Origin of the sequence: Actinoplanes sp. NBRC 103695 (genome assembly GCF_030269485.1) — a bacterium.
In the GTDB taxonomy this organism is placed as follows: domain Bacteria; phylum Actinomycetota; class Actinomycetes; order Mycobacteriales; family Micromonosporaceae; genus Actinoplanes.
This window is the reverse complement of the sequence record NZ_BSTL01000002.1, coordinates 324,050-349,936: the sequence shown is the minus strand read 5'-3', so window position 1 is coordinate 349,936 and position 25,887 is coordinate 324,050. Positions and strand designations below refer to the sequence as shown.

Annotated in this window: 17 protein-coding genes and 1 tRNA gene; 4 read left to right on the top strand and 14 right to left on the bottom strand. The window is 71.8% G+C overall.

What is annotated here, in order from left to right; genetic code table 11:
• Positions 1 to 147: 147 nt before the first annotated feature.
• The 3 genes from QSK31_RS03950 to QSK31_RS03940 form a co-directional block, all read right to left on the bottom strand.
• Complete coding sequence (locus tag QSK31_RS03950; RefSeq protein WP_285680974.1) at positions 148 to 1,305, bottom strand: branched-chain amino acid ABC transporter substrate-binding protein; 1,158 nt, start codon at positions 1,303 to 1,305, stop codon at positions 148 to 150.
• 139 nt (positions 1,306 to 1,444) lie between these two features.
• Positions 1,445 to 2,602 (bottom strand): hypothetical protein, encoded by a 1,158-nt coding sequence (locus QSK31_RS03945; protein ID WP_285680972.1) that lies wholly within the window; start codon positions 2,600 to 2,602, stop codon positions 1,445 to 1,447.
• Positions 2,599 to 3,213, bottom strand: coding sequence for an ANTAR domain-containing response regulator (locus tag QSK31_RS03940; RefSeq protein ID WP_285680970.1), 615 nt, complete (start codon positions 3,211 to 3,213; stop codon positions 2,599 to 2,601). The genes QSK31_RS03945 and QSK31_RS03940 overlap by 4 nt, the downstream gene beginning before the upstream one ends.
• Positions 3,214 to 3,339: 126 nt before the next feature.
• On the opposite strand from QSK31_RS03940, the gene QSK31_RS03935 reads away from it, so the two are divergent.
• Positions 3,340 to 3,413 (top strand) — tRNA-Leu (locus QSK31_RS03935).
• Positions 3,414 to 3,480: 67 nt separating this feature from the next.
• Positions 3,481 to 4,656, top strand: a complete 1,176-nt coding sequence (locus QSK31_RS03930; RefSeq protein WP_285680968.1) for an HdeD family acid-resistance protein — start codon at positions 3,481 to 3,483, stop codon at positions 4,654 to 4,656.
• A 732-nt stretch (positions 4,657 to 5,388) separates the two neighbouring features.
• Here the strand turns inward: QSK31_RS03930 and QSK31_RS03925 are convergent.
• The 5 genes from QSK31_RS03925 to gltB all read right to left on the bottom strand — a co-directional run bounded on the left by QSK31_RS03925 (position 5,389) and on the right by gltB (position 17,880).
• A complete protein-coding gene (locus QSK31_RS03925) occupies positions 5,389 to 6,264 on the bottom strand; it encodes an acyl-CoA thioesterase (protein WP_285680967.1) in 876 nt (291 codons plus the stop codon).
• A 2-nt stretch (positions 6,265 to 6,266) separates the two neighbouring features.
• Complete coding sequence (pyk, locus tag QSK31_RS03920) at positions 6,267 to 7,703, bottom strand: pyruvate kinase (RefSeq protein WP_285680966.1); 1,437 nt, start codon at positions 7,701 to 7,703, stop codon at positions 6,267 to 6,269.
• 97 nt (positions 7,704 to 7,800) lie between these two features.
• Positions 7,801 to 11,799: a WD40 repeat domain-containing protein gene (locus QSK31_RS03915; protein WP_285680964.1), complete on the bottom strand. Its 3,999-nt coding sequence runs from the start codon at positions 11,797 to 11,799 to the stop codon at positions 7,801 to 7,803.
• A 41-nt stretch (positions 11,800 to 11,840) separates the two neighbouring features.
• Positions 11,841 to 13,331, bottom strand: coding sequence for a glutamate synthase subunit beta (locus QSK31_RS03910; protein ID WP_285680962.1), 1,491 nt, complete (start codon positions 13,329 to 13,331; stop codon positions 11,841 to 11,843).
• Entirely contained in the window at positions 13,324 to 17,880 is a 4,557-nt protein-coding gene (gene gltB, locus QSK31_RS03905; RefSeq protein WP_502872893.1) for a glutamate synthase large subunit, read from the bottom strand. The genes QSK31_RS03910 and gltB overlap by 8 nt, the downstream gene beginning before the upstream one ends.
• 171 nt (positions 17,881 to 18,051) lie before the next feature.
• Between gltB and QSK31_RS03900 the strand changes: the two genes are divergently transcribed.
• Positions 18,052 to 18,930 (top strand): GNAT family N-acetyltransferase, encoded by an 879-nt coding sequence (locus tag QSK31_RS03900; RefSeq protein ID WP_285680958.1) that lies wholly within the window; start codon positions 18,052 to 18,054, stop codon positions 18,928 to 18,930.
• A gap of 77 nt (positions 18,931 to 19,007) precedes the next feature.
• Here QSK31_RS03900 and QSK31_RS03895 read toward each other — a convergent pair whose 3' ends face one another.
• Genes QSK31_RS03895 through trpC form a run of 5 tightly spaced genes read right to left on the bottom strand, consistent with a single transcriptional unit; the run spans position 19,008 to position 24,266 of the window.
• Entirely contained in the window at positions 19,008 to 20,195 is a 1,188-nt protein-coding gene (locus QSK31_RS03895; protein ID WP_285680957.1) for an FAD-dependent oxidoreductase, read from the bottom strand.
• Between the two features lie 42 nt (positions 20,196 to 20,237).
• A complete protein-coding gene (gene lgt, locus QSK31_RS03890; RefSeq protein ID WP_285680955.1) occupies positions 20,238 to 21,395 on the bottom strand; it encodes a prolipoprotein diacylglyceryl transferase in 1,158 nt (385 codons plus the stop codon).
• 38 nt (positions 21,396 to 21,433) lie between these two features.
• Positions 21,434 to 22,234: a tryptophan synthase subunit alpha gene (gene trpA / locus QSK31_RS03885; protein WP_285680953.1), complete on the bottom strand. Its 801-nt coding sequence runs from the start codon at positions 22,232 to 22,234 to the stop codon at positions 21,434 to 21,436.
• Complete coding sequence (trpB, locus tag QSK31_RS03880) at positions 22,231 to 23,466, bottom strand: tryptophan synthase subunit beta (protein ID WP_285680952.1); 1,236 nt, start codon at positions 23,464 to 23,466, stop codon at positions 22,231 to 22,233. The genes trpA and trpB overlap by 4 nt, the downstream gene beginning before the upstream one ends.
• Positions 23,463 to 24,266 (bottom strand): indole-3-glycerol phosphate synthase TrpC, encoded by an 804-nt coding sequence (gene trpC / locus QSK31_RS03875; protein ID WP_285681413.1) that lies wholly within the window; start codon positions 24,264 to 24,266, stop codon positions 23,463 to 23,465. Before trpC ends, trpB begins: the two co-directional genes overlap by 4 nt.
• A gap of 417 nt (positions 24,267 to 24,683) precedes the next feature.
• Here trpC and QSK31_RS03870 point away from each other — a divergent pair, with 417 nt between their 5' ends.
• The gene (locus QSK31_RS03870) at positions 24,684 to 25,073 is read left to right on the top strand and encodes a hypothetical protein (protein ID WP_285680951.1); all 390 of its coding nucleotides are present in this window, start codon (positions 24,684 to 24,686) and stop codon (positions 25,071 to 25,073) included.
• Between the two features lie 144 nt (positions 25,074 to 25,217).
• Here QSK31_RS03870 and QSK31_RS03865 read toward each other — a convergent pair whose 3' ends face one another.
• Positions 25,218 to 25,841 carry a Trp biosynthesis-associated membrane protein gene (locus QSK31_RS03865; RefSeq protein WP_285681411.1) on the bottom strand — a complete coding sequence of 208 codons (624 nt, stop codon included), beginning with the start codon at positions 25,839 to 25,841 and terminating at the stop codon, positions 25,218 to 25,220.
• Between the last annotated feature and the right edge of the window lie 46 nt (positions 25,842 to 25,887).

The window sequence follows — 25,887 nt, the reverse complement described above, 5'->3', positions numbered from 1 at the left end:
CCGAGCGGTCAGGATTTGGGGGCCCCGCCCCGTTACCCAGGCGTTTCCGCAAGGTAAATAAGGTCATTTCACCCATCGGAGACCGGTTCCTCTGCGTGATCGCGGGCGGCCGGTGCGACCGGCCGCCCGCGACTCGTCATCGGTACGTCAGCCGGCGAGCTTGATCTCCTGCTCGGGCTCGATCTTGCCGCCCTTGATCTGGTACGACCACACGGCGACCTTGGACTTGTCGACGTCACCGTTCTGGTCGAACTTGATGTACTTCGAGACGCCCTGCTTGTCGTAGGCGTCGACCCAGGCGAGCAGGTCGGCACGGGTCTTCTTGCCGGCCTTGAAGCCCTCCAGCAGGATCGTCGCCGAGTCGTAGCCCTCCGCGCCGTACGAGCCGGCCGGCTCGCCGTACTCGGTCTGGAAGTCCTTGGCGAACGTGCCGCCCGCCTCGGCCGCCGGCAGGCACGGGCAAGTCACGACGGCGTCCTCGGCGGCCTCGCCGGCGCCCTTCGGGAAGCCCGGGTCGTACAGGCCGTCGAAGCCGATGAACTTCGCCTTGACGCCGGCCGCGCGGGCCTGCTTCAGCAGCGGAGCCGCCTCGTTGGTGTAACCGCCGTACGCGATGAAGTCCGCGTCCGCCGCCTTGATCTTGGAGATCGTGGCGTCGAAGTTGGTCTGGTCGGTCTGCACCTTGTCGGTGCCGGCGACCAGGCCGCCGAGGCCCTGCTTGACCACGTCGATGATGCCGGTGCCGTAGGTCGAGCCGTCGTCGATCGCGAAGACCTTCTTGGCCTTGCCGACGTTCTTGATGTACTCCACCGCCGCCGCGCCCTGCGTCTTGTCGTTGCCGACCACGCGGTGGAACGACTTGTTGCCACCCGCGGTGAGCTCCGGGGCGGTCGCCTCCGGGCTCACCATCACCAGACCCGCGGCCTCGTAGATCGGCATCGTCGCCTTCGACTCGCCGGAGAAGTGACCACCGATCACCGCGAGGAACGACTGGTCCTGCGCGACCTGGTTGGCGATCGGCGTCGCCTGGTCGGCGGTACCCTGCGTGTCGAACTCCTGCATGGTGACCTTGCAGTCCGGGTTCGCCGCGTTGAACTGCTTCACGGCCATCTTCGACCCGTTCAGCGACGGCAGCACCGCGCCCGCGTTCGCACCCGTGAAGGCGCCGAAGACCGCGATCTTGCCACCGCAGGCGGCCGCGGGAGTGTCGCCGTCGCCGTTGCCCGAGTCCTGACATCCGGCCGCGGCGAGCAGGGCCGTGGCGAGACCGACGGCACCGAGAACCCGTACGTATTTGCGCCTCAAGGCTTGTTCCTTCCCCTTTTGAGTCCGTGCGGGCGCAGCGTACGACCGGCAAAAGCCGCAGCGCGCGCCGGTGGCAACAACATGCGCGACCCGTTACGGACGATGAGGAAAAGTGCCTTCAGACGATGTCCGCTCGTCCCTATGCGGGTGTCTCCGCCAGGTAGACGCGGGCGTTCTGTCCGTCATCGGTGACCAGGAGTAACCGGCCGTCGGAAGCCGCGGTCAGGGACACCGCATGGTCGGCGCCCGGCGGAACGATGGGCAGACTGACCTGTCGCCAAGTGCCACCCCGATCGGCGGACACCCAACCGGCGTAACCCTGAGCGGTGGCGGTCACGGCGAGCAGTCGCCCGTTCGACACGACCAGTGACCGCACCGACGTGCCGGCGCCCGGCGGAACAGCCCCGAACGCACCGGCCGGTCGCCAGGTGTCGCCGTCCAGTTGCCACGCGCCGAAGGTCGCACCCCGCAGACCCACGGCCACGGGTACGCCGTCCAGCACGGCCACGCGCTGCAACTCGTCGTAGTCCTCCGTGGCGCCGGTGGCCTGCAGCCGGGTCCAGGCACGGCCGTCCGGCGACCGCCAGCCCATCGGGTCACGGTCGATCCGGCCCTCGGGAATGATCCCGCCGACCATGATCCAACCCGGCGGCAGTGCGGCGGCGTCGAACGCGTACGTCTCCCCCACCTGGTCCGAAGCCAGCTGCCGGGCCCGCTCGACGATGCTGAACGACGTGCCGTCGGGCGACACCCAGGCCGCCGCGCCGGACATCCGGTTGCCGGAGATCAGGAAGCCGCTCGGCCCCGCGGTCAGCCGGCTCACATTGAGCGCCTGCGGCCCGCCGAACAACTCGAACGGGGCGGTCACCTCACGCAGCACGCCGTCCGGCGACTGCTGCCACGAACTCGTCCGCGGGTTGCTGTGCGCCCCGCCGATCTTGGCGCCGAGCGCGGCGAGCCGGCCGTTCGCGCAGGCCACGGCGTACATGATGTGCTGTTTGCCGTAGAAGGTCTTGGGCGCGAACGTCATCGGGGACCACGTCGCCCCATCCCGGCTCATCCACGCCGCCGGCCGCGTACCCCCGGCCTTGTCCCGAAGCGCGCCCACCACGAAGAAGGCGCCGCCGCACGAGGTCGACTCCCGCAGCATGATCGCGTCGCTCGCACTCAGCGTGGCCGGCTGCCAAGCGATGGACACCGACGGTGCCGACGCGGGCGGCTCCGGATCGTCACAGCCGCCGGCCATCATCGCGGCCAGCACCACCGCGGCCAGCGTGCGGGCGGCCGCAGACCTCACTGGGGTGGTTCCGCCTCGGCCTGCTGCTCGGCCAAGATCCGGTCGGCCACCTCACGCATGGTCATCCGGTGATCCATCGCCGTCCGCTGGATCCACTTGAACGCCTGCGGCTCGGTCATCTGATATTTGGTCATCAGCTCGCCCTTGGCGCGCTCCACCGACTTGCGCGTCTCCAGCCGGTCGGTCAGCCCCGCGACCTCGGACTCCAGGGCGGAGATCTCGGACCAGCGGGAGAGCGCGATCTCTATGGCCGGCACCAGGTCGGATTTCTGGAACGGCTTCACCAGGTACGCCATGGCGCCCGCCGCCCGCGCCCGCTCAACCAGATCACGCTGCGAGAACGCGGTCAGAATCACCACCGGGGCGATCCGGCCGCCGGCGATCCGCTCGGCCGCCGCCAGCCCATCCATGATGGGCATCTTGATGTCGAGGATGACCAGGTCAGGCGACAGGTCCTCGGCCAGGCGCACCGCGGTCTCGCCGTCGCCTGCCTCACCGACGACGTCGTAGCCCTCCTCGACGAGCATCTCGGCCAGATCCAGCCGGATCAGCGCCTCGTCCTCAGCGATGAGAACCCGCCTGCGCACAGCGCCCGCCTGCGTGTCGGCCACGAACCCCTACCCCTCAACCGTCCCTCGAACGCGACACCCGGGTATCTGGGTGTCACGCCCCTCAGCGTAGTGGGTAGTGTGTGTCAGGCTCGTGACGGCTTCGGCATCCCGAGGCGGGCCCTCTGCGTCCCCGTATCCCAACCGGCAGAGGAAATGGTCTCAAACACCATCCAGTGTGGGTTCGAATCCCACCGGGGACACTCAATCAGCCCGCCCGCTTTCGGCGAAAAGTCCGCTTAACGCGTCGCTTCCTGGTGTCATGGGTGCATGTTCGCAACCGGGCCCCTCGCGGCCGTACGGCACGGCATGTGGGGCTGGCTGATGCTCGCCGGCGTGGCCTGGCTGGCCGTCGCCTGGACCGTGCTGCGGCTCGAACCGGCCGACATCGTGCACGTCGCCGGGCCGGTCATCCTGTTCGGGGCGCTCACCGAGGCGCTGCGGGCCTTCGCCGGCGCGCGCACCTGGTGGATGAACGCGGCCATGAGCCTGCTGTTCACCGCGACCGGCGTCATCCTGCTCACCGCACAGACCTCCTCGTACACCACGCCCGCCGCCCTGATCGGCTGGTACCTGATGGTCCGCGGCGCGGTCGACGTGGCAGTGGCCATGATGACCCGCGAGACCGACAAGGTGTGGGGCCTGATCATGGTGGTCGGCGTGCTGGAAGCCGGCCTCGGCTTCTTCGCGGCCAGCCCGCTGTCCCGCACGGCCGACCTGGTGGTCACCATCGTGGGCGGGCTCGGCCTGCTCCGCGGCGTGGCCGACCTGGTCACCGGGCTCCGCCTCCGAGAGGTACGCGCGGCGCGGGCCGACGTCCTCGACTTGCCACCCGAGCGGGCCGCCGGGCTGGCCGGATACTCCGCCGGGATGGCCGACTTCGACGTCACGCCCGGACCGACGGCGCCGCGCCACCGGGCCGTGCCGCGCACCACCGTCTCCGGCGGAACCGACCCGATGTGGCCGGGCGGTCCGACCGAACACGCCCTCGGGGCCGCCGGTGGAGCGCCCGCCGAAGTCGCCGAGCCGGGCATCGCGGCCGCGGGTGGCATGGCGGCGGCGGGGTATGTGGCCACGGGCGGGAGTGCGGCCGAGCAGGCTGGGCCGATCATCGCGCCGGGCACGCCGGAGGCCGCCTCGATCTATGCCACGGGGCATCCGCCGCATGAGGCCGGTGAGGAGCGGGCTTCGACCGGCTCCGGTCTCGGCGGAGCGGATGCCGGTCCGGCCGATGGTTCTGACTCTCGTGCCGGCTCCGGGGACGACTTCCACCAGGAGGTCCTGCGCACCACCGCTGACCTGGACGCGATGCTGGCCCTGGCCGGAGTAACCGGGGCCGCGGTCGGCCACCGCCGCGACGACGACGACATTCCCGAGGTGCCGGACACCCCCGAGGGCGTCGACTCGCCGGCCGAGTCGTCCAGCAAGTCCAACCCCGCCGGCTGAGCACCGCCGCGCGCTGTTGATCTTGAGTCTCGCGCGCGCCGCCACCTCCCCCACCCCGGCACTGGGTGGGCGTCAAGTTAGGCCTCGGGTACGACATTTTCCGTTCGTTGTCCCCACCCTCCCGACCAGACTGGTCCTGGGCCACCACGCCGCGCTGACAGTGGTAGAGCTGGACGCTATCCGGGACGGCTGAAGCGCGCTCGGCTACCACTCGCGCGGATCGTGGTAGCTGGACGCGGCATCCGAGGCCCGGATACCGCCCGGTCCCGCCACTCGCACCGTTTCCTACCACTCGCACCAGTTCCTACCACTCACGCCAGTTCCTACCACTCGCGCCAGTTCCTACCACTCGCGCCACTTCCTACCACTCACGCCAGTTCCTACCGCTGTCCGGCCGGGCCACCGCCGCTCGGGCACCACCGCCCGCGCAGAACCGCCCGGGCAGAACCGCGAGCGGCCGCAGCCACGGTGAGCACGCACCCCGGCCGCCTGGCAACCCGGCCCGGCCACATACCAGCGGGAGCGGCCGCAGCAAGAGCAACGACCAGCACGGCCGGCTCGGGCGATGCCAGAGAGCGGCACGAGGGTCGGTGGCGACAACAGGTGGGGACGCAGCAGGTGGGGACGCAGCAGGTGGGGACGCCCTGGAAGATCAGCGCGGGCCGACGCCGCAACGTCAGCGCCGCAACGTCAGCACTGCAACGTCAGCACCGCAACGTCAGCACCGCAACGTCAGCGCTGCCCGACGCGGCGCAGCAGGCCCTCCTGGACGGCGCTGGCGATGTGCCGCCCGGACTCCGTGAACAGGCGTCCGCTGGCCAGCCCACGGGCCCCGCTGGCGGACGGGCTGGTGCAGTCGTACAGGAACCACTCGTCGGCCCGGAACGGCCGGTGGAACCACAGGGCGTGGTCCAGGCTGGCGCCGATCACACCGCCCGGGCCCCACACCTCGCCGTGGGTGGACAGGACCGCGTCGAGCAGGGACAGGTCCGAGGCGTACGTCAGGGCGCACGCGTGGATCAGCGGGTCGTCGGGCAGTTTGCCGGCGATGCGCATCCAGACGCGCTGCTCGGCGTTGCGCTCGCGGTCGCCGGGTGGCACCCAGCCGGGCACGCCGACGTAGCGCAGGTCGATCGCCTGCGGTGCGGCGTTGAAGGCGGCCGCCCGCTCCGGGTAGCGCTTCACCCAGTCGTGCATCGTCGGCGTCTCGCCGGGGCCGGGAATGCCCTCGGGCGGGGTGGACGGGTGGTCCAGGCCTTCCTCGCTGACCTGGAACGACGCCGACATGAAGAAGATCGTGCGACCGTGCTGCTGTGCCGTGGACCGCCGGACCGAGAAGGACCGGCCGTCGCGGATCGTCTCGACGTGGAACTCGATCGGCTCGGTCGGGTCGCCGGGGCGCACGAAGTAGCCGTGCAGGCTGTGCACGAACCTGTCCGGCGCCACCGTGCGGCCGGCGGCGACCAGGGCCTGACCGGCGACCTGGCCGCCGAAGACGCGCTGCGCTCCGACCTGCGGGCTCTCCCCGCTGAAGGTGGCCGCGTCGATCTGCTTCAGGTCGAGCAACTGCAGGAGCTGATCGACGGCGGCCTGGCCTTGGAGGGGCATGCTCACACGGTACCGGGATCGGTCAGGGAGCCGAGCTGGTGCACGCGGAGGGTGTTGGTGGAGCCGGGGGCGTTCGGCGGGCTGCCGGCCACGACGACCACGTAGTCGCCGGGCTTGGCCAGGCCGAGGCCGAGCATCTTGCCGTCGACCTGCGCGAACATGTCGTCGGTGTGCTGCACGAAGTCGGTCAGGAACGTCTCCACGCCCCAGGTGTAGGCGAGCTGGTCGCGGACCTCGGGGATCGGGGTGAACGCGTACAGCGGGAGCTCGCAGTGCAGGCGGGAGAGCCGGCGCACGGTGTCGCCGGTCTGCGAGAAGGCGACCAGCGCCTTCGCCCCGATGTTGCGGGCGATCTGCGAGGCGGCGACGGTCAGGGCGCCACCGTGCGTACGCGGGTCGTGCTGCAGCCTCGGCACGCCGATCGGGCCCTGCTCGGTCGTGGTGACGATCCGGGCCATCGTGCTGACCGTGAGCACCGGGTACTTGCCGACGCTCGTCTCGCCGGACAGCATCACCGCGTCGGTGCCGTCGAGCACCGCGTTGGCGACGTCGGAGGCCTCGGCGCGGGTCGGGCGGCTGTTCTCGATCATCGAGTCGAGCATCTGGGTGGCGACGATGACCGGCTTCGCATTTTCCCGGCACAGCTGCACCGCGCGCTTCTGCACCAGCGGGACCTGGTCGAGCGGCAGCTCCACACCGAGGTCGCCGCGGGCCACCATGACGCCGTCGAAGGCCAGCACGATCGCCTCGAGGTGGTCGACCGCCTCCGGCTTCTCCACCTTGGCGATGACCGGGCGGAGGACGCCCTCCTCGGCCATGATCTGGTGGACCAGCTTGATGTCGTCGGGCGAGCGGACGAAGGACAGCGCGATCACGTCCACGCCCATGCGCAGCGCGAAGCGCAGGTCCTCCTCGTCCTTGTCGCTCATCGCCGGGACGCTGACCGCCACGTTGGGCAGCGAGACGCCCTTGTTGTTGGAGACCGGGCCACCCTCGACGACCAGGCAGTTGATGTCGGGACCCTCGACGCTGGAGACCTCGACGGCGACCTTGCCGTCGTCGATCAGCAGGCGGTCGCCGACCTTGACCTCCTCCGGAAGCTTCCGGTAGGTGCAGGCCACGCGGTCGGGCGTGCCCACGATGTCGTCGCTGGTGATGGTGACGGTGTCGCCGGTGCTCCACACGTGCGGGCCGTTGGCGAACTTGCCGAGGCGGATCTTGGGGCCCTGCAGGTCACCGAGCACCGCGACGGCGCGGCCCGACTCGGCGGCGGCCTCGCGGACGAGGTCGTACACCGCCTTGTGGTCCTCGTGACTGCCGTGGCTGAAGTTCAGCCGGGCCACGTCCATGCCGGCCTCGACGAGCCCACGGATGCGCTCGGCGGACGCGGTGGCCGGACCCATGGTGCAGACGATCTTTACGCGGCGTGTGACAGCCATCTGGCTCGTTCTCCTCCGGGTCGGCCTCGCGCCGACCCCCGGTCCCAAGGGGTGCTGGTGCTCAAACGGTTAGGAGCTTAGCTCCCCGGCGGGGTTGTCATCGGCACAGCCGGGGGAGCTCCCTCGCTTCCGCCTGGGCGGTGGGCCGGATGACGGCACACAGACGCCGTACGGCGTCGTCCGGGTCGAGGTGGAAGAGTGCCACGGTCCAGTCGCCGGAGGCGGCCGCCAGGGTCCGGCCGTCCGGCGAGAATTCGAGCTGCTGGATGATGTTGCCCTGGGCGCGGGCCTCGGCGATCCGCCGGCCGGTGGCGGCGTCCCAGAGCCGGATCGGGTCGCCCTCGTCGTTGCTGGAGGTGGCGACGATCCGGCCGTCGGGCGACCAGGCGACCCGGTCGACCTCGTAGTCGTGCTGTCCGATCGTCCCGGCCGGCACCAGGCCGGCGGTGCGGAAGAGGGCCGCGTGCCCGGCCCGGGTGGCGACCGCGAAGGTGCCGCCGTCGGGGCTGAGCTGCCCGTCGCTCGCGGCTTCGGCGACCGGCAGCGACCGGCTCCCGGTCAGCCGCCAGCCGGCCACCTGCCACTGCCACACGGCACCGGTCTGGACCGCGTCCTGGGGCTCGCCCGTCGCGCTGCTGTTCGCGGTCGCCATCAGGTACCGGCCGTCGGGGGTGAAGGCGAGGTCCATCGTCAGGTGGTCGGTCGCGTCGAGGCCGGCGACGCGGGAGCCGGTCCGCAGGTCCCAGACGAGCACCTTGGGCTCGCGGCGGCGTTCCCGGTCGAAGGCGCTGGTCTCGAGGACGTCGCGGTCGTAGCTGTCGCCCTCGACGGTGACCGCGAGCAGGGTGCCGTCCGGGGAGAAGGCGGGGTTGTTGGCGACCCGGTGGGTTCCGGCGCGGAAGGTGTGCCGAAGCCGGCCGTCGGGCCCGTACACGAGCACACGCCCGTCGCTGAGGGTCGCGCCGATGCTGCGGTCCGGGCCGTACGCCAGCCCGATCGGCCCCTCGGTGGCGCCGGGCAGCTCGATGGTCGACGTGACGTCGCTGGTCTCGGTGTCCCAGATCCGGATGCGCGGGTCGGAGGAGCCGGTGGCCAGGTGGCGGCCGCCGGGCTCGTACGCGAGGTAGCCCACCACCTGCGGGTGGTGCAGCCGGTCGACGCCGAGCCGGAACAGCGTGGTCGGGGACCCGGTCCCGGCGGCGGCGAGCAGATTTCCGTCCGCGGAGAGCGCCAGTGACGGGGCCACGCCTCGGAACTCGCTCATGTCCGGCCGCGGCCCGCCACCGTCGGCCTTGATCCGCTGGATCTCGCTCTCTTCGCGGCCCTGGGCCAGCACGGTCCCGTCCGGGGTGATCGCGAGCAGCCCGGCGCCGAGCGGGTTGTCCGGCTCGCTGAGCACGCCGAGCTTTCGCCCGGCGGCGACGTCCCACGAGGCCAGCTCGAAGGTGTCGAGGTCGTAGCTGACCAGGGTGCCGTCCGGGGCGAACTTCAGGTCGATGTACTTGCCGGGCATACGCAGCACCTGGCGACCGTCCCGGCGGCGGAGGACTTCCGCGCCGTCCGGGCTGGCCAGCGCGAGGTGGCTGCCGTCCGGGCTGACCGCCAGGGCCTGCACACCGGTGACGCTCACGACCGTGCTGCCGAGCAGCCGGCCGGTCGCCGGATCCCAGGTGCCCAGCAGCCGCCCGGCCGGCGTCCCGTCGGTGCGGACGGCCAGCAGTCCCCCGGCGCCGGGCAGCCAGGCCGTCGCGCCGAAGGCCTTCAGCGTGCGCAGCAGGCGGCCGGTGGCGACGTCCCACAGCGCCACCCCGTCGGTCAGGGCGAGCATCGACGAGGCGAGGTAGCGCCCGTCCGGCGAGAAGCCCAGCCCGATCAGGAACGGCTTCTCGCCCGGGTGCCGCAGCTCGGGGCCGAGCTGACGGAAGGTGCGGGCGTCCCAGAGCTGGATCCGCCCGTCGAGGTATCCGACGGCCACCCGGCTGCCGTCGGGGCTGACCGCCACCCGGTGGGCACCCTCCTGGGTGCCGAGCCGGCCCAGCGTGAGCGTCTGCTGGGTGGAGATCAGCGCGCTGTGTGCCTCGCTGGTGTGCGACGCGTCCCAGGCGTCGACCGCCTTCGTCATCGCCTCGTAGTCGTTGAGCGAGATGGCGGTGCGCGCCTCGGCGGCGAGTTGCCGGGATCGCGCCTCGAGCCGGTTGTCCTCGGCGTCGTTGCGGGCGACCAGCGCCGCCACGCCTCCCGCGACCGCGAGCAGCAGGAGCACGGCCAGGCCGGCGACCGTACGGCGGAGACGGCTGGTGGTCCGCCGGGCGACCGACGTGCCCGCCGCCAGGAACCGCCGCTGCGCCTCGGGCAGTTCCGCCCGGCCGGCCGCCCACTCGCGGGCCGCGTCCAGCCGCGCGCCGCGGTAGACCGCGTCCGGGTCCTCCCCGGCGGCCAGCCAGTCCTCGGTGGCCAGGGCGAGGCGCTGGCGCAGCAGGATGGCCTGGCGCTCCTCGACGAGCCAGCCGGCCAGCCGGGGCCAGCCGGTGAGCAACGCCTCGTGGCTGACCTCGACGGTGTCCTCTCCCACCGTCACCAGGCGCGCCTCGACCATCGGACGGAGCACGTCCAGGTCGGTCTCGGCGAGCGTGGCGCGGTGGCGCACCGGAAGGTCGTCCACAATGGTCACCAGGCTCAGCACGGCCCGGCGCAGCGCGGTCCGGCCGGCGTCGTCCAGGTCGAGGTAGATGCGCTCGGCGGACTCCGCGACGGCGCGCCGGATGCCACCGGTCGAGCGGTACGCGGCGACGGTCATCGTGTCGCCCTCGCGCCGGTCCCAGGTGGCCCGCAACGCGTGTGCCAGCAACGGGAGCGCGCCCCCGCTGTCCACAGTGCCCAGGTCGGCGAGCAGCAGGTCCTCGAGGCCGGGCTCCAGCCGGTAGCCGGCGATCGCGGCCGGTTCGCGGATGGCGCGGCGCAGGTCCTCCTCGCCCAGCGGCCCGACCACGACCTGCCCTTCACCGAGCATCCCGGCGAGCGGCGGAATTTCCGTGCACTGTGGATAGAAGTCGGCCCGGACCGCGATGATCAGCAGATCGGGTGCGCAGTCGGCGAGGGCGGCGGCGAAGGCCAGCCGCTCGGCCGGGTCGGCGCACTGGGTGAAGAGCTCCTCGAACTGGTCGACCAGGATGATCTTGCGAGCGTCGCCGAGGGACGCCAGGCGGCCGGCCAGCTCGGCCAGCGGCGACGCGCCCGGTGTCATGATCACCCAGGGCAGGTCCATCGCCATCGCGGGAAGCACACCGGCCTTGAGCAGCGACGACTTGCCCGCGCCGGACACACCGACGACGACCAGCGGCGGCCCGCCGACGGCCTGCTCGCTCAGCCGCCCGAGCAGTTCGGCGACCAGGGCCTCCCGGCCCCGGAAGTAGCGGGCGTCCAGCGCGTCGAAACTCGCCATGCCCGGATAGGGAGCGGGACCTCCCGGGTCCTCTCCCGTCGCCACACTCTTGGTGAAAACCGGGCGGCGCCCGCGCACCTCCTGCATGATCTGGTGAGCCGCGACCAGATTCTGCCGTAACAGCTCGGTCTGCTGGCGCTGCTCGACGCCGATCCGGGCCAGTGCCCGCGCGGCGTCCTCGGCCAGCAGGTGCAGGCGGCCGACGTCCTCGCCGAGCGAGCCGAACGCGCTGATCAGCTCGCTGCGCATGCCGTCGTCGGCGGCCCGCAACGCCACCTCGACCGCGTCGATCGCGCGCAGCACCGACGCGATCTCGTCGCGCAGCCCGGTGTCCCCCGCCTCCAGCCGGGTGATCAGCTCGGACGCGAGGGCGTCGCGCAGCTCCTCGGTGGACGCGTCGCCGCGCAGCCGCTCGGCCGTGGTGGACAGCGCGTCGGACAGGTAGTTGCTGCCCATCCCGCCGAGCTGGCCCAGGGCGGCGCTCATCTCGTTGGAAACGCCGAACGCGGCACCGGCGACCGGCGCCACCGCCGCGGCGGCGAGGAAGGCCACGATGCCGTACGGCGACGCCCGGCGCAGCCCGGCGCCCGCCGATCTGACCCACGCACGAACCCCGTCGCGGGCACGCCGCACGGGAACCGTGTAATCGATCAAGGGCCACCCCACAGGCATCGCATCGGGTGACGCCTATGGTGTCACCGCGCGGCGGTGAGCGGCAATGATCCAGGATGGACGGGCGCCGGCAGCTCGCCGAACGCGCCCAGGTGACGGTGGATCGCGGCGGCGGCCGCCCGGCCCTCGGCGATCGCCCAGACGATCAGCGAGGCGCCGCGGTGCATGTCGCCGGCCACGAAAACGTCGTCCACATCGGTCTGCCAGTCCGGGCGGGCGTCCACGATGCCGCGGGCGGTGCGGGTCACGCCGAACTGCGCCAGGAGCGGCTGCTGCTCCGTACCCTCGAACCCGATCGCGAGAAGGACCAGGTCGGCGCGCAACTCGCGCTCCGAACCCGGAACGACGGTGACCGTGCGCCTGCCGTCGATGCGCTCCACGACCACGTCAGCCAGCCGGATCGCCCGGACGTTGCCCTGACCGTCCCCCTCACCGTCGCCGACGAACTCCTGCACGGCGACGCCGAACACCCGGTCGCCGCCCTCCTCGTGCGCGGGGTAGTTGCGCAGGATGGTCGGCCAGGTCGGCCACGGGTGCAGCTCACCGGCGCGGACCTCCGGCGGCAGAGGGTACTGGTCCAGCTGCGTCACCGACGCCGCGCCCTGCCGGTGGGCCACACCCAGGCAGTCCGCGCCGGTGTCGCCGCCGCCGATGATCACCACATGCTTGCCCGCGGCGTCGATCGGGGCGCTCTCCTGCAGGCCCGCGACGACCCGATTGGCCGGCACCAGGTGCTCCATCGCCAGGTGTACGCCGTTGAGCGAGCGCCCCGGAGTGTCGGTGGCGTCCCGGCCGGCCAGCGCGCCGCAGGCCAGCAGCACGGCGTCGTAACGGTCCCGGAGGTCGTCCGCCGTCACGTCCACCCCGACGTTGATCGAGGTACGGAACTCGACGCCCTCGGCCACCATCTGGGCCATCCGGCGTTCGATGTGCACCTTCTCGATCTTGAAGTCCGGGATGCCGTAGCGGAGCAGGCCGCCGATCCGGTCGTCCCGCTCGTAGACGGTGACCGCGTGCCCGGCCCGGGCCAGCTGCTGTGCGGCGGCCAGCCCGGCGGGACCGGAGCCGACCACGGCGACCCGCTTGCCGGACTGCGCCGGGGCGGGCTGCGGGCGTACGTACCCGAGATCGAAGGCGTGGTTGGCGATCTCCACCTCGACCTGCTTGATGGTCACCGGGTCGTCGCCGATGCCCAGGACGCAGGCCTCCTCGCACGGCGCCGGGCACAGCCGCCCGGTGAACTCCGGGAAGTTGTTGGTGGCGTGCAACGACTCGGACGCCGCCTGCCACGCCCCGGTACGCACCAGGTCGTTCCAGTCCGGGATCCGGTTGCCGAGCGGGCAGCCGTCGTGACAGAACGGGATGCCGCAGTCCATGCACCGGGTGGCCTGGTCGCGGATCAGCTCCTCGCCCGCGGGCGGGTAGACCTCACGGAAGTCCTGGATTCGCACCGATACGGGCCGGCGCTTCGGGAGCTGCCGCTCGTACCGCAGAAACCCCATCGGATCAGGCACTCTTGACCCCCATGACAGCCTCGTCGACGTTGCGACCGGCAGCCTCGGCGGTCCTGATCAGTTCCATCACGCGCTTGTAGTCGCGCGGCACCACCGCGGTGAACTCGCGCACCGCGGCCGGCCAGTCGGCGAGCAGCCGCTCGGCCACCAGTGACTGGGTCTCCTCGTGGTGCTTGCGCACCAGCGTGTGCACCGTCTCCTGCTCCTCGTCGGTGAGCGGGGTCAGGTCGACCAGTTCCGGGTTCACCCGGTTCGGGTCCAGGCCGAGCACGAACGCGGTGCCGCCGCTCATCCCGGCCGCGAAGTTGCGCCCGGTCGGGCCGAGCACCACCACCGTGCCGCCGGTCATGTACTCGCAGCAGTGGTCGCCGACACCCTCGACGACCGCGGCGGCGCCGGAGTTGCGCACCGCGAAACGCTCGCCCGCCCGGCCACGGAGGAACAGCTCACCGCTGGTCGCGCCGTACAGGATGGTGTTGCCCGCGATGATGTGTTTCTCCGCCTCGGCCAGGAACGGCGCCTGCTCGTCCGGCCGCACGATCACCCGGCCGCCGGACAGACCCTTGGCGACGTAGTCGTTGGTGTCGCCGATCAGCCGCAGCGTCACGCCGCGCGGCAGGAACGCGCCGAACGACTGGCCGCCGGTGCCGCGCAGGGTGAAGTGGACGGTGTCGTCGGGCAGGCCGGTGCCGCCGTACCGCCGGGTGACCTCGCCGCCGAGCATCGCGCCGACGCTGCGCTGGTCGTTGCGCACGTCGAGCTCGGCGCGCACCTCGGTGCCCTCGGTCAGGGCCGGCGTGGCCAGCTCGATCAGCTTGTTGTCCAGCGCCTTCTCCAGGCCGTGGTCCTGCGGGACGATCCCCCGCCGGGCCGCGCCCTCGGGCAGTTCCGGCACGAACAGGATCGGCGACAGGTCCAGGCCCTTCGCCTTCCAGTGGTTCAGCGCCGGCACCACGTCGAGTGTCTCGGCGTGCCCGATCGCCTCGTCGATGGTGCGGAAGCCCAACTCGGCGAGGTATTCCCGGACCTCCTCGGCGATGAACATGAAGAAGTTCTCGACGAACTCCGGCTTGCCGGTGAACCGCTCGCGCAACACCGGATTCTGCGTGGCGATGCCGACCGGGCAGGTGTCCAGGTGGCAGACCCGCATCATGATGCAGCCGCTGACGATCAGCGGTGCGGTGGCGAAGCCGAACTCCTCCGCGCCGAGCAGCGCGGCGATCACCACGTCGCGGCCGGTCTTGAGCTGACCGTCGACCTGCACGGTGACCCGGTCGCGCAGCTTGTTGAGCAGCAGCGTCTGCTGCGCCTCGGCCAGGCCCAGTTCCCACGGCGAGCCGGCGTGCTTGAGCGAGTTGAGCGGCGACGCGCCGGTGCCGCCGTCGTGCCCGGAGATCAGGATGACGTCGGCCTTGAGCTTGGCCACGCCGGCGGCGACGGTGCCGACCCCGATCTCACTGACGAGCTTCACGTGTACGCGCGCCGCGGGGTTGACCATTTTCAGGTCGTGGACCAGCTGTGCCAGGTCCTCGATGGAGTAGATGTCGTGGTGCGGCGGAGGCGAGATCAGGCCGACGCCCGGCGTGGCGTGCCGGGTCTTCGCGATCCACGGCCACACCTTGTTGCCCGGCAGCTGACCGCCCTCGCCCGGCTTCGCGCCCTGCGCCATCTTGATCTGCAGGTCGTCGGCGTTCACCAGGTACTCGCTGGTGACGCCGAAGCGGCCGGACGCGATCTGCTTGACGCTGGAGCGCCGCGCCGGGTCGTACAGCCGGTCGACGTCCTCGCCGCCCTCGCCGGTGTTGGACTTGCCGCCCAGCCGGTTCATCGCGATGGCCAAGGTCTCGTGCGACTCGGCGGAGATCGAGCCGTAGCTCATCGCGCCGGTGGCGAACCGTTTGACGATCTCGGTGGCCGGCTCGACCTCGTCCAGAGGGATGGACGTCCTCTTCTTGAAGGCGAAAAGTCCTCTCAGGGAACCCGCCTCAGCCGCCAGTCCGTCCACTTTTTCGGTATATCTGCGGAAGACGTCGTACTGCTTGCTCCGCGTTGCGTGCTGCAGCAGGAACACCGTCTCCGGGTTGAAGAGGTGCAGCTCGCCCTCGCGACGCCATTGATATTCGCCGCCGACCTCGAGACGGCGGTGGGTGCGCTCGGCCTGGTTCTTCGGGTACGCCTTGTCGTGCCGCGCCTTGACCTCGGCGTGGATCTCGGCCAGCCCCGAGCCGCCGATCCGCCCCGACGTGCCGGCGAAGTAGCGCTGCAGCACCTTGTTGTCCAGCCCGACGGCCTCGAAGACCTGAGCACCGCAGTACGAGGACACGGTCGAGATGCCCATCTTGGACATGATCTTGAGGACGCCCTTGCCGAGCGCCTTCACGTAGTTGCGAACCGCGTTCCGCGAATCCATCCCGGCCAGCGGCCCGGTGGCGATCAGATCGTCCACCGTCTCGAACGCCAGGTACGGGTTCACCGCGGCGGCGCCGTAGCCGATCAGCACCGCCGCGTGATGCACCTCGCGGCAGTCGCCGGACTCGACGACCAGCGCCACCTGGGTGCGGGTCTGCTCGCGGACCAGATGCTGGTGCACGGCCGCGGTGAGCAACAGCGACGGGATCGGGGCCAGGTCGGCGTTTGCGTCGCGGTCGGAGAGCACGAGGATGCGTACGCCGTCCTCGATCGCCTCCGAGACGTGCCGGCAGATCTGGGTCAGCCGCGCCTTGATGCCGGCCGCCCCCTCGCGCAGCGGGTAGAGCCCGGACACCCGGACCGCCTTGAACCCGGGCAGGTCGCCGTCCTCGTCGATGGACAGCAGCTTGGCCAGCTCGTCGTTGTCGATGATCGGGTACGACATGACGATCTGCCGGCAGTTCGCCGGTCCCGGGGCCAGCAGGTTGCCCTCCGGCCCGATCGTCGAACCCAGGCTGGTCACCAGCTCCTCCCGGATCGCGTCCAGCGGCGGGTTGGTGACCTGGGCGAACAGCTGGTGGAAGTAGTCGAACAGCAACCGCGGGCGCTGGGACAGCGGCGAGATCGGGGTGTCCGTACCCATCGAACCGAGCGGCTCCGCGCCCAGCCGGGCCATCGGCGCCACCAGGATCTTCAGCTCCTCCTCGGTGTAGCCGAACACCTGCTGGCGCCGGGTGACCGAGTCGTGCGTGTAGATCACGTGCTCGCGGCGCGGCAGATCCTCCAGCTTGATCAGACCCGCGTGCAGCCAGTCCTCGTACGGCTCCGCCGCGGCCAGCTCCGCCTTGATCTCGTCGTCGTGCACGATCCGACCGGCGGCGGTGTCGACCAGGAACATCTTGCCCGGCTGCAGCCGGCCCTTGGCCACCACCGCGGCCGGGTCGATGTCCAGCACACCGGCCTCCGAGCCGAGCACGACCAGCCCGTCGGTGGTGTGCCACCAGCGGCCCGGGCGCAGGCCGTTGCGGTCCAGCACGGCGCCGATGATCGTGCCGTCGGTGAACGCCACGCTGGCCGGGCCGTCCCACGGCTCCATCATGCTGGCGTGGAAGCGGTAGAACGCGCGCCGTTTCGGCTCCATGCCCGGGTCGTTCTCCCAGGCCTCCGGGATCATCATCAGGACCGCGTGCGGCAGGCTGCGCCCCGCCAGGTGCAGCAGTTCCAGCACCTCGTCGAAGCCGGCCGAGTCGGACGCCTCCGGTGTGACGATCGGGAACAGCCGCTTGATGTTGCCGGGCAGCACGTCCGACCGGAGCAGCGCCTCCCGGGCCTGCATCCAGTTCCGGTTGCCGCGGATCGTGTTGATCTCGCCGTTGTGCGCGATGAACCGGTACGGGTGGGCCAGCGGCCAGGACGGGAACGTGTTCGTCGAGAACCGCGAGTGGACCAGCGCGATCGCGCTCTGCGCCCGCGGGTCGGTCAGGTCGGCGAAGAACTCCGGCAGCTGGTCCGGCGTCAACATGCCCTTGTACGTGATGGTCCGCGACGACAGCGACGGGAAGTACGCGGCGATCCGGCGCTGCGAGGTCTCCCGCTCGGCCTGCTTGCGGATGGTGTACGCCACCCGGTCCAGGTCCAGTCCGCTCAGCCGGTCGCCGGAGCGCCCCTCGGGCGTGTCGGTCAGCCGGTGCGCGGCGAGGAAGACCTGCATGATGTACGGCCGCGCGTCCTCGGCCGTGGCGCCCAGGCCGTCCGGTCGTACCGGGAGGTCACGCCAGCCGAGCACGTCGCCGCCCTCGACCAGGGCGTACTTCTCGAAGATCTTGACGGCGCGTTTCCGCTCGCCCGGGTCGTTCGGCAGGAAGGCCAGACCCGTGGCATACGACCCGGCCGGCGGCAGCTCCACGTCGACGATGTCGCGGTAGAGCGCGTCCGGAACCTGGATCATGATGCCGGCGCCGTCGCCGGTGTTGTACTCGGCGCCGCGAGCGCCACGGTGGTCGAGGCGGATCAACGCCGACAAGCCCTGGGCAACCACCTCGTGGGAACGGCGTCCATGCAGGTCAGCCACGAAGGCCACACCACACGAGTCGCGTTCCTGCTGCGGGTCGTAAAGCCCCTGGGGGTGCGGAAGAGCCACCGGGCCTCCTGTCGTCACTCATTTCAATTCAAGGTCGGGACGACGTCGGCCCTGCAAAGTCTCTCGATACTACGTTAGGTCCCCGCGATCTCCGCCAGGTGCTGATGGATCACACTCACGACCTGGTTGCGGGTAGTCTCGCGACACCTGGTGATTGGATAGTCTCGCGCAGTGGCGCAACCTGACTCTGACGTCTTCGTCCGGCTCGAACGTTTCTACGACGCCGTGCCCCGTGACGCCGCGGTGGCGGAGGACATCGGGGGTTTCGTGCTTTTCGTCCGTCAGGGCGTCGGGTGGCCCTACTACGCCCGGCCCCGGTTGGGGACGGACACGCCGTCTGCCGCTGATGTTACTGCGGTACGCCGCCGGCAACGAGAGCTGGGCGCGCCGGAGAGCTTCGAGTGGGTCCACGAGACCACGCCCGACCTCCTCGCCGTCGCCCGCTCGGCCGGACTGGACGTGCTGCTCGCGCCGCTCATGGTGCTGGAACGGGCGGCCCTGGTGCCGGACCTGCCGCTGCCCGGCGGGGCGGAGATCCGCTTCCTCGACCCCGGCGGACCGGACTTCCCGGCCGACCTCAACGCCACCCGCGCGGTCGGTCAGCTCGGCTTCGGCGCGGCGTCGCCGACCGGCGCCGAGGCTCTCGCGACGACGCTGACCACCACCATCGAGCCGGCCGGTCCACGCGAACGCGACGCGATGCCGGCGCTCAGCGACGAGGCGGTGGAGGAGCAGCGGGCGCGCTACAGCAGCGGGCGCTTCACCGGCGGGGTGGTCGAGTCGCCCGCCGAGGGCATCCTGGCCAGCGGCATCGCCCAGCGGGTCGGCGACGTGGCGGAGATCGCCGGCGTGGTGACGCTGCCGGCCGCCCGCCGCCGCGGATACGCCTCCCAGCTCACCGCGAGCCTGGCCCGGCACGCCCTGCAGAACGGCGCGGAACTGGTCTTCCTGTCGGCGGGCGACGACGACATCGCCCGCCTGTACTCCAAGGTCGGCTTTCGCCGCATCGGCACGGCCTGCATCGCCGAGCCCGCCGCCGCGACGCTCTGAATCCTGCCGCGTCAGCTTTCTCAGGCGGCCTTCGGGTCCTCTGGAGCGCGGGCAGGACGGGCCTTGGGCGTGGGCGCTTACTCCGGTGGGGACCAGTCGGAGGCCAGGCCGTGGGCGTGGCCGAGCATGCGCGGGCGCAACTGGTTGAGCGCGGCATCCCGCGCCCGCAGCGCCAGACGCCCGCGCGCCTGAACCACCGCGGACATCCGCCGGGTCTGCCGGACCACGCTGTTGGTGCGAGGCCGGCGCGCCCGGCTGTACGCCTCCACCGCCGCGGTCAGCTCCGGGCCGGGCTTCGCGCCCGCCACCAGCGAGCGCAACGTGGCCGCGTCCTCGAACGCCAGGCACGCGCCCTGACCCAGGTGGTGCGGCATGGCGTGGGCGGCGTCCCCCAGCAGCACCACACCCCCGGGACCGGACGTGAACCCGTACGCCCGGGGAAGCGGACGCAGCTCCCGCACCTCTTGCGGCACCAGATCCTCGGGGTTGGTCGCCGCCAGCAGCTCGCCCACCGGGGCGTGCCAGCCGGCGAACCAGCGCCGCAGCAACGCCAGCTGGGTGGCCGGCGACTCCGGACGCGCCGCGCCCGCCGCCGTCGCCACCCAGTAGACCCCGCCGCGCCCGGCCGCCCGCTCGCCCAGCGGGATCGCCACGAAGCGGTAACCGGCGCCGAGCGTCTCGCCGCCGAAACCACGGTCGCCGGTCAGCACCGGCGCCCGGAAGCCGGGAATCACCGCCTGCCACGCGGCGAAGCCGGAACCGACCGACGTCGCCTCCGGCGCCAGCGCGCGGCGGACCGGGCTGTCGATGCCGTCCGCGGCGACCACCAGGTCGGCCTCGTACTCGGTGCGGCCGTCACCCACCGCGGGCCGGCGGCCGGGGCCGCAGCGCACCGCCGACACCGTGACGCCGGTCCGGATCTGCACATCGCCCAGGCCGGCGACCAGCGCGTCGTACAGATCCTCCAGGTGCGCCACCGCGGGCGAGTTACCGGCGGCGGCCCGGGAGCGCGGCGGCACCAGCCATTGTCCGTCGGGGCGCCGGACACCGCCGTCGGGCACCGGCGTGGCGATCGCCGGCCAGCCGCCGTCCGGGTCGATCGAGGTCAGCGCGCGCATGCCGTTCGGCCAGAGCACCAGGGCCGTGGGCGGGGCGGCCACCCGCTCGCCGCGTTCCAGGAGCGTGACCTGCCAGCCGTCCCGGGCCAGGGCGCCGGACGTGGCGAGACCGGCCATACCGGCACCCACCACGACGGCCGTGCGCACCTGTCGCCTCCTGTGGTCGGCCTCCGTCAGCGGGAAGCCGGATCAGCTTTCTTTGGCCTGCCCGGACGAAGCCTGCCCGGACGAAGCCTGCCCGGACGAAGCCTGCCCGGCAGAAGGCTGCCCCGCGGTTTCCTCCACGGGCTCCTCCGCCGGCTCGTCCACGGGCTCCTCCGCGGGGGTGGAAACCTCGGGGCCGGCCGGCGGGAGCACTCCGGTGCGTTGATACTCGTCGAATCGGGGCTCGCTGACAACCTGGTAGGCCCGCGGCGTGGCCGGCCGCGCGTCGGCCGGGTCGGAGACGTCCACCTGGGAGACGCCGCTCGGCTCGACAGCCTCCGGCGCGGTCTCCGGCGCGTCGACCGGCACCAGGTACTCCCTCGGGCCCTTGACCATCAGGAAGTAGGCCAGCCCGGCGAGGAAGACGATGATCGAGGTGAAGACGTTCAGGCGTACGCCGAAGAAGTGCGTCGCCTCGTCGGTGCGCATCATCTCGATCCAGAGGCGCCCCACCGTGTACGCCATCACGTAGATCGCGAACGCCCGGCCGCGGCCGAACCTGAACCGCTTGTCCAGGAACCACACCAGGGCCGCCACACCCAGGCACCACAGCGCCTCGTAGAGGAATGTCGGGTGGTACAGCTCGGGCAGCGTGACCGCCTTGCCGTCGATCACCGTGGCGTGGCCGGGGTTGGCGCGGTCCATGTCGTGCACGCGCAGGCCCCACGGGAGCGTGGTGACCCCGCCGTACAGCTCGTTGTTGAACCAGTTGCCCACCCGGCCGATCGCCTGCGACACCGGCAGGCCCGGCGCCGCGGCGTCGAGCAGGACGGTCAGCGGCAGGCCCAGCTGCCGGGCCGCGAGCCAGGCGCCGAACGCGCCACCGGCGACGGCACCCCAGACGCCCAGGCCACCCTCCCAGATGTAGAGCGCGCGGACCGGGCCACCACCGGCGCCGAAGTAGTCGCCCGGCGACGTGATCACGTGGTAGATGCGGGCCCCGATGATGCCGGCGGGCACCGCCCAGACCGCCATGTCCAGCGAAGCCCACGGCGCCACACCTCGCTTACGCAGGCGGAACTCCATGATCAGGACACCGGCGACGATACCGAGCACGATGCAGAGCGCGTACGCCCGGATCGGCAGCCCGAGGACGTGCCAGACGGACGTTTCAGGGCTGGGGATCGCGGCGTAGTACCTCACGGCGGACACGGTACCGTCGCGCGGCCATGGATCAACCGTCAGGGGCGGTTTCGGACACCTTCCGCGAGTTCCGCGCTCAGCGCACGCAACTTGCGTTCCCCCTCGGCCTGGTCCGGAGCCTCCAGCACGCACCTGATCAAGGCGCTGCCCACGATCACGCCGTCCGCGAAAGCGGCCACCTCGGCGGCCTGCGCGCCGTTGCCGACACCCAGCCCCACGCCGACCGGCATGTCCGGGTCGGCCCGGCGGATCCGGGCGACCAGATCGGGCGCCTGCCGCGACACCGCCGTCCGGGCGCCGGTGACGCCCATCAGCGCGGTGGCGTAGACGAAACCGCGGCACTGCCCGACGGTCATCGCCAGCCGCTCGTCGGTGGACGAGGGCGAGACCAGGAAAGTCTTGTCGATGCGGTGCTTGTCGGCCGCCGCGATCCACTCGCCGGCCTCGTCCGGGATCAGGTCCGGGGTGATCATCCCGGTGGCGCCCGCCGCCGCCAAGTCACGTGCGAACGCGTCCACGCCGTACTTCTCGATCGGGTTCCAATAGGTCATCAGCACCACCGGCACCCCGCGGGACGCGACCGCCTCGATGATCCGCAACGTGTCGCGGGTGCGCACACCGGCGGCCAGGGCGATGTCGCTCGCCCGCTGGATGACCGGACCGTCCATCACCGGGTCGGAGTAGGGCAGCTCGACCTCGATCACGTCGCAGCCGGCGTCGGCCATGGCGAGCATCGACGCGATGCTGCCCTCGACGGTCGGGAAGCCGGCCGGCATGCAGCCGACGAGCACCGAGCGGTTCTCCGCCTTCGCCTTGCCGAAGACGTCCGCGATGCTCACTCCTGCTCCCCCATCACGATTTCCTCGCGCTCGTCCAGGACCCCGAAGTACGCGCCGGCCGTATGCACGTCCTTGTCGCCGCGGCCGGACAGGTTCACCACGATCACCGGCTCGCGGCCCAGTTCGGCCCTCAGGCGAGGGGCGATGCGGGCGGCCCCGGCGAGCGCGTGCGCGCTCTCGATCGCCGGGATGATTCCTTCGGTACGGCAGAGCAGCTGGAACGCGGCCATCGCCTCGGCGTCGGTGACCGGCTCGTAGGTCGCGCGGCCGGTGTCGTGCAGCCACGCGTGCTCCGGCCCGACACCCGGGTAGTCCAGGCCGGCCGAGATCGAGTGCGAATCCACCGTCTGACCGTCGTCGTCCTGCAGGACGTACGTGCGGGCACCGTGCAGAACCCCCGACGAGCCGCCGGTGATCGACGCCGCGTGCCGCCCGGTCTCCACCCCGTCGCCGCCGGCCTCGAAGCCGAACAGCCTCACACCCTCGTCAGGCACGAAGGCGTGGAAGATGCCGATCGCGTTGGAGCCGCCGCCGACACAGGCCGCGACCGCGTCCGGCAGCGCGCCGGTCCGCGCCAGGATCTGCTCCCTGGCCTCGATGCCGATGCCGCCGACGAAGTCCCGCACGATCTCCGGGAACGGGTGCGGACCGGCCGCGGTCCCCAGCAGGTAGTGGGTGGTGTCGACACTCGCGACCCAGTCGCGGAGGGCGTCGTTGAGCGCGTCCTTCAGGGTGCGGGATCCGGTGGTGACGGGTACGACCGTCGCGCCCAGCATCCGCATCCGCGCCACGTTCAGCGCCTGCCGCTCGGTGTCCACCTCGCCCATGTAGACCACGCACTCGAGGTCGAGCAGCGCGGCCGCGGTCGCGCTGGCCACACCGTGCTGCCCCGCGCCCGTCTCGGCGATCACCCGCCGCTTGCCCATCCGCTGGGCGAGCAGCGCCTGGCCGAGCACGTTGCGGACCTTGTGCGCGCCGGTGTGGTTCAGGTCCTCGCGCTTGAGCAGGATCTTCGCGCCCACCGCCGCGGACAGCCGCTCGGCGTCGTAAAGCAGCGACGGCGTGCCGGCGTAGTTGGTCAGCAGGTCGGCGAAGCGGGCCTGGAACGCCGGGTCCTGCTTCGCCTCCCGGTAGGCGGCCTCGAGCTCGTCGAGCGCACCCACCAGCGCCTCCGGGACGAATCGGCCGCCGAACCTGCCGAAATGTCCCTTCTGCTGCGGCGGGGCTGTCATCGCACCGGCCGCGGCGTCGCCGGATGGTTCCCGGCGTTGACGAGCTCGGCCACGGCGTCACGCGGGCTCTTCTTGGTCACCAGACCCTCACCCACGAGTACGGCGTCCGCTCCCGCCGAGGCGTAGCGGATCAGGTCGTGCGGCCCGCGTACCCCCGACTCGGCGATCTTGACCACGTTGCCGGGCAGACCCGGGGCGATCCGCTCGAACACCGACCGGTCCACCTCCAGCGTACGCAGATCGCGGGCGTTGACCCCGATCACCTGCGCGCCCGCCTCCAGTGCCCGGTCCGCCTCGTCCTCGTTGTGCACCTCGACGAGCGCGGTCATGCCCAGCGACTCGATCCGCTCCAGCAGACCGGTCAGCACGTTCTGCTCGAGCGCCGCCACGATGAGCAGCACGAGGTCGGCGCCGTGCGCACGGGCCTCATGAATCTGGTAGCTGGAGACCACGAAGTCCTTGCGAAGCACCGGCACACCGACCGCGGCCCGCACCGCGGCCAGGTCTTCGAGCGACCCGCCGAACCAGCGGCCCTCGGTCAGCACGCTGATGCAGCGCGCGCCGCCCGCCGCGTACTCCCCGGCCAGCTCGGCCGGGTCCGGGATGTCGGCCAGGGCGCCCTTCGACGGCGACGCCCGCTTCACCTCGGCGATCACGGCGACGCCGGGCTTACGCAGGGCCGCGTACGCGTCGATGGCCGGCGGCGCCTTCGCCGCCAGCTCCCGGATCTGCTCCAGCGGGATCTGCTCCTGCCGGATCGCCACGTCCTCGCGGACGCCCGCCAGGATCTCCTCGAGCACGTTCGCCGGTCCCGTCTCACGCTCGGCGGGTCCGCCCCCCGCTCCGGCCTGATCGGATGTCACGTAATGACTCCCCTCTCCGGGTGTCCTCGGCCCGATGCTAGGCGTCCGGGCACATCGGCGACCCCCCGGGGTATGGCGTGCCTTACATCCTGGCCTGCGGCATAATGCGCCCGCCGATCGTGTGTCACTTCTGTCACAGAGGTTTCGGCGTGACCAGGGCGCTGTGCAGGCCTCCTTCGGATGATCGGGTGATCCCCCATCCCGTTGACGGCGACGTCACGCTTCGGAAATACGACTCGGCCATGATTTCCTTCGTGCAGACTTGCCGAGGACATCGTCCCAGGTGAGCCGAGGACATCGTCCCAGGTGACAAGCACTGTCCGGCCAGCCGAGATCGAATTTGTGGAGTTGACCATGGCAATCGCCGTCGCGACCCCGCCCACCGGGATCGCCGCCCTCTCCCGAGCCGTCGTCTCCACCGCCGCCGACTTCGTCCAGACCATCGAGAAGGCAATGCTGGGCGAGGAGAAGATCCGCACCGCTCAGCGCAACGCGTGGGACGCCCTGTGCGAGGACCGGGCCCGAGCCCAGGCCCGAGCCGAGATGGACGCCATGGTCCGCGCCATCCTCGCCGCCGACCTCCACCGGCCCGGCCTCCACCAGCCCGACCTCAATCAGCCCGGCCTCCACCAGCCCGGCCTCCACCAGCCCGAACAGGTCCGCACGCCCGCCGACGTGCCCGCTCGGGCGGCCGCTCGCCGCTCGCACGCCCGCCGCCTGGCCACCAACGCCGCCGGCCGCTGACCCTCAGTCCCGCGCCCCACGTCACCCACCGAGCGTCACCCACCGCGATGAATCCCGCGGCCCACCCGTCCCTGATCCGCGCCGGCGCGACCTGGCGGTGGCGGGGTGGCGGTCAGGCGGGGTGGCGGTCAGGCCGGATGGCGGTCAGGTGGTGGGGTCGTCGCCCCGGTCGAGGGCGTCCCAGGCGGCTCTGGTGTCTACGCGGGAGCCGGGGGCGGTGACGTCGGACTCCGGCCCGGCGGCGTGGGACGGCCCGGTGGGCTCGCCCGGCCGGGCGTGTGGGGACGGTGATTTGGTGCGCTCGTACCGGGAACCCATGGCCGGCCAGTGATGACCGCGCCGCGCCGCGCTCAGGCCGCCCAGCACGATGAGCGCGGATCCCGCGACGCAGGCCGCGGGCCAGACGATCGAGCCGGTGCCCGCCTCGCCGGGGTCCAGGCCGGCCCGGCCGGTGACCGCGGCGACCGCCAGCCCCACGCCGACCAGAACGAGCAGCCCGCCGAGCCCACGCCGCACCCCACCGCGCGTAGCCAGCAGCGCACCCGCCCCGGCCAGCGCCACCAGCGCCAGAGCGACGATCCATCCCTGGGCGGCCGCACCGGTCGTGGTCTCGCGCAGGTCCGTCAGTCCGGGCCGCTCGGTGACGGCCACCGCCCACACCCGTGTGGCCGCGAAGGTCGCCAGCCCAGCCCCCGCGACGCAGCCCAGAACCGCAGAGGCGAGCCCGCGCCCTCCGGCGCTCGGTCGCGCCGACGTGACCTCCGCAATGGGCTCCGCGGTCCGCGCCGGTGAAGAAGCGGGTCCGGAAGAAGAG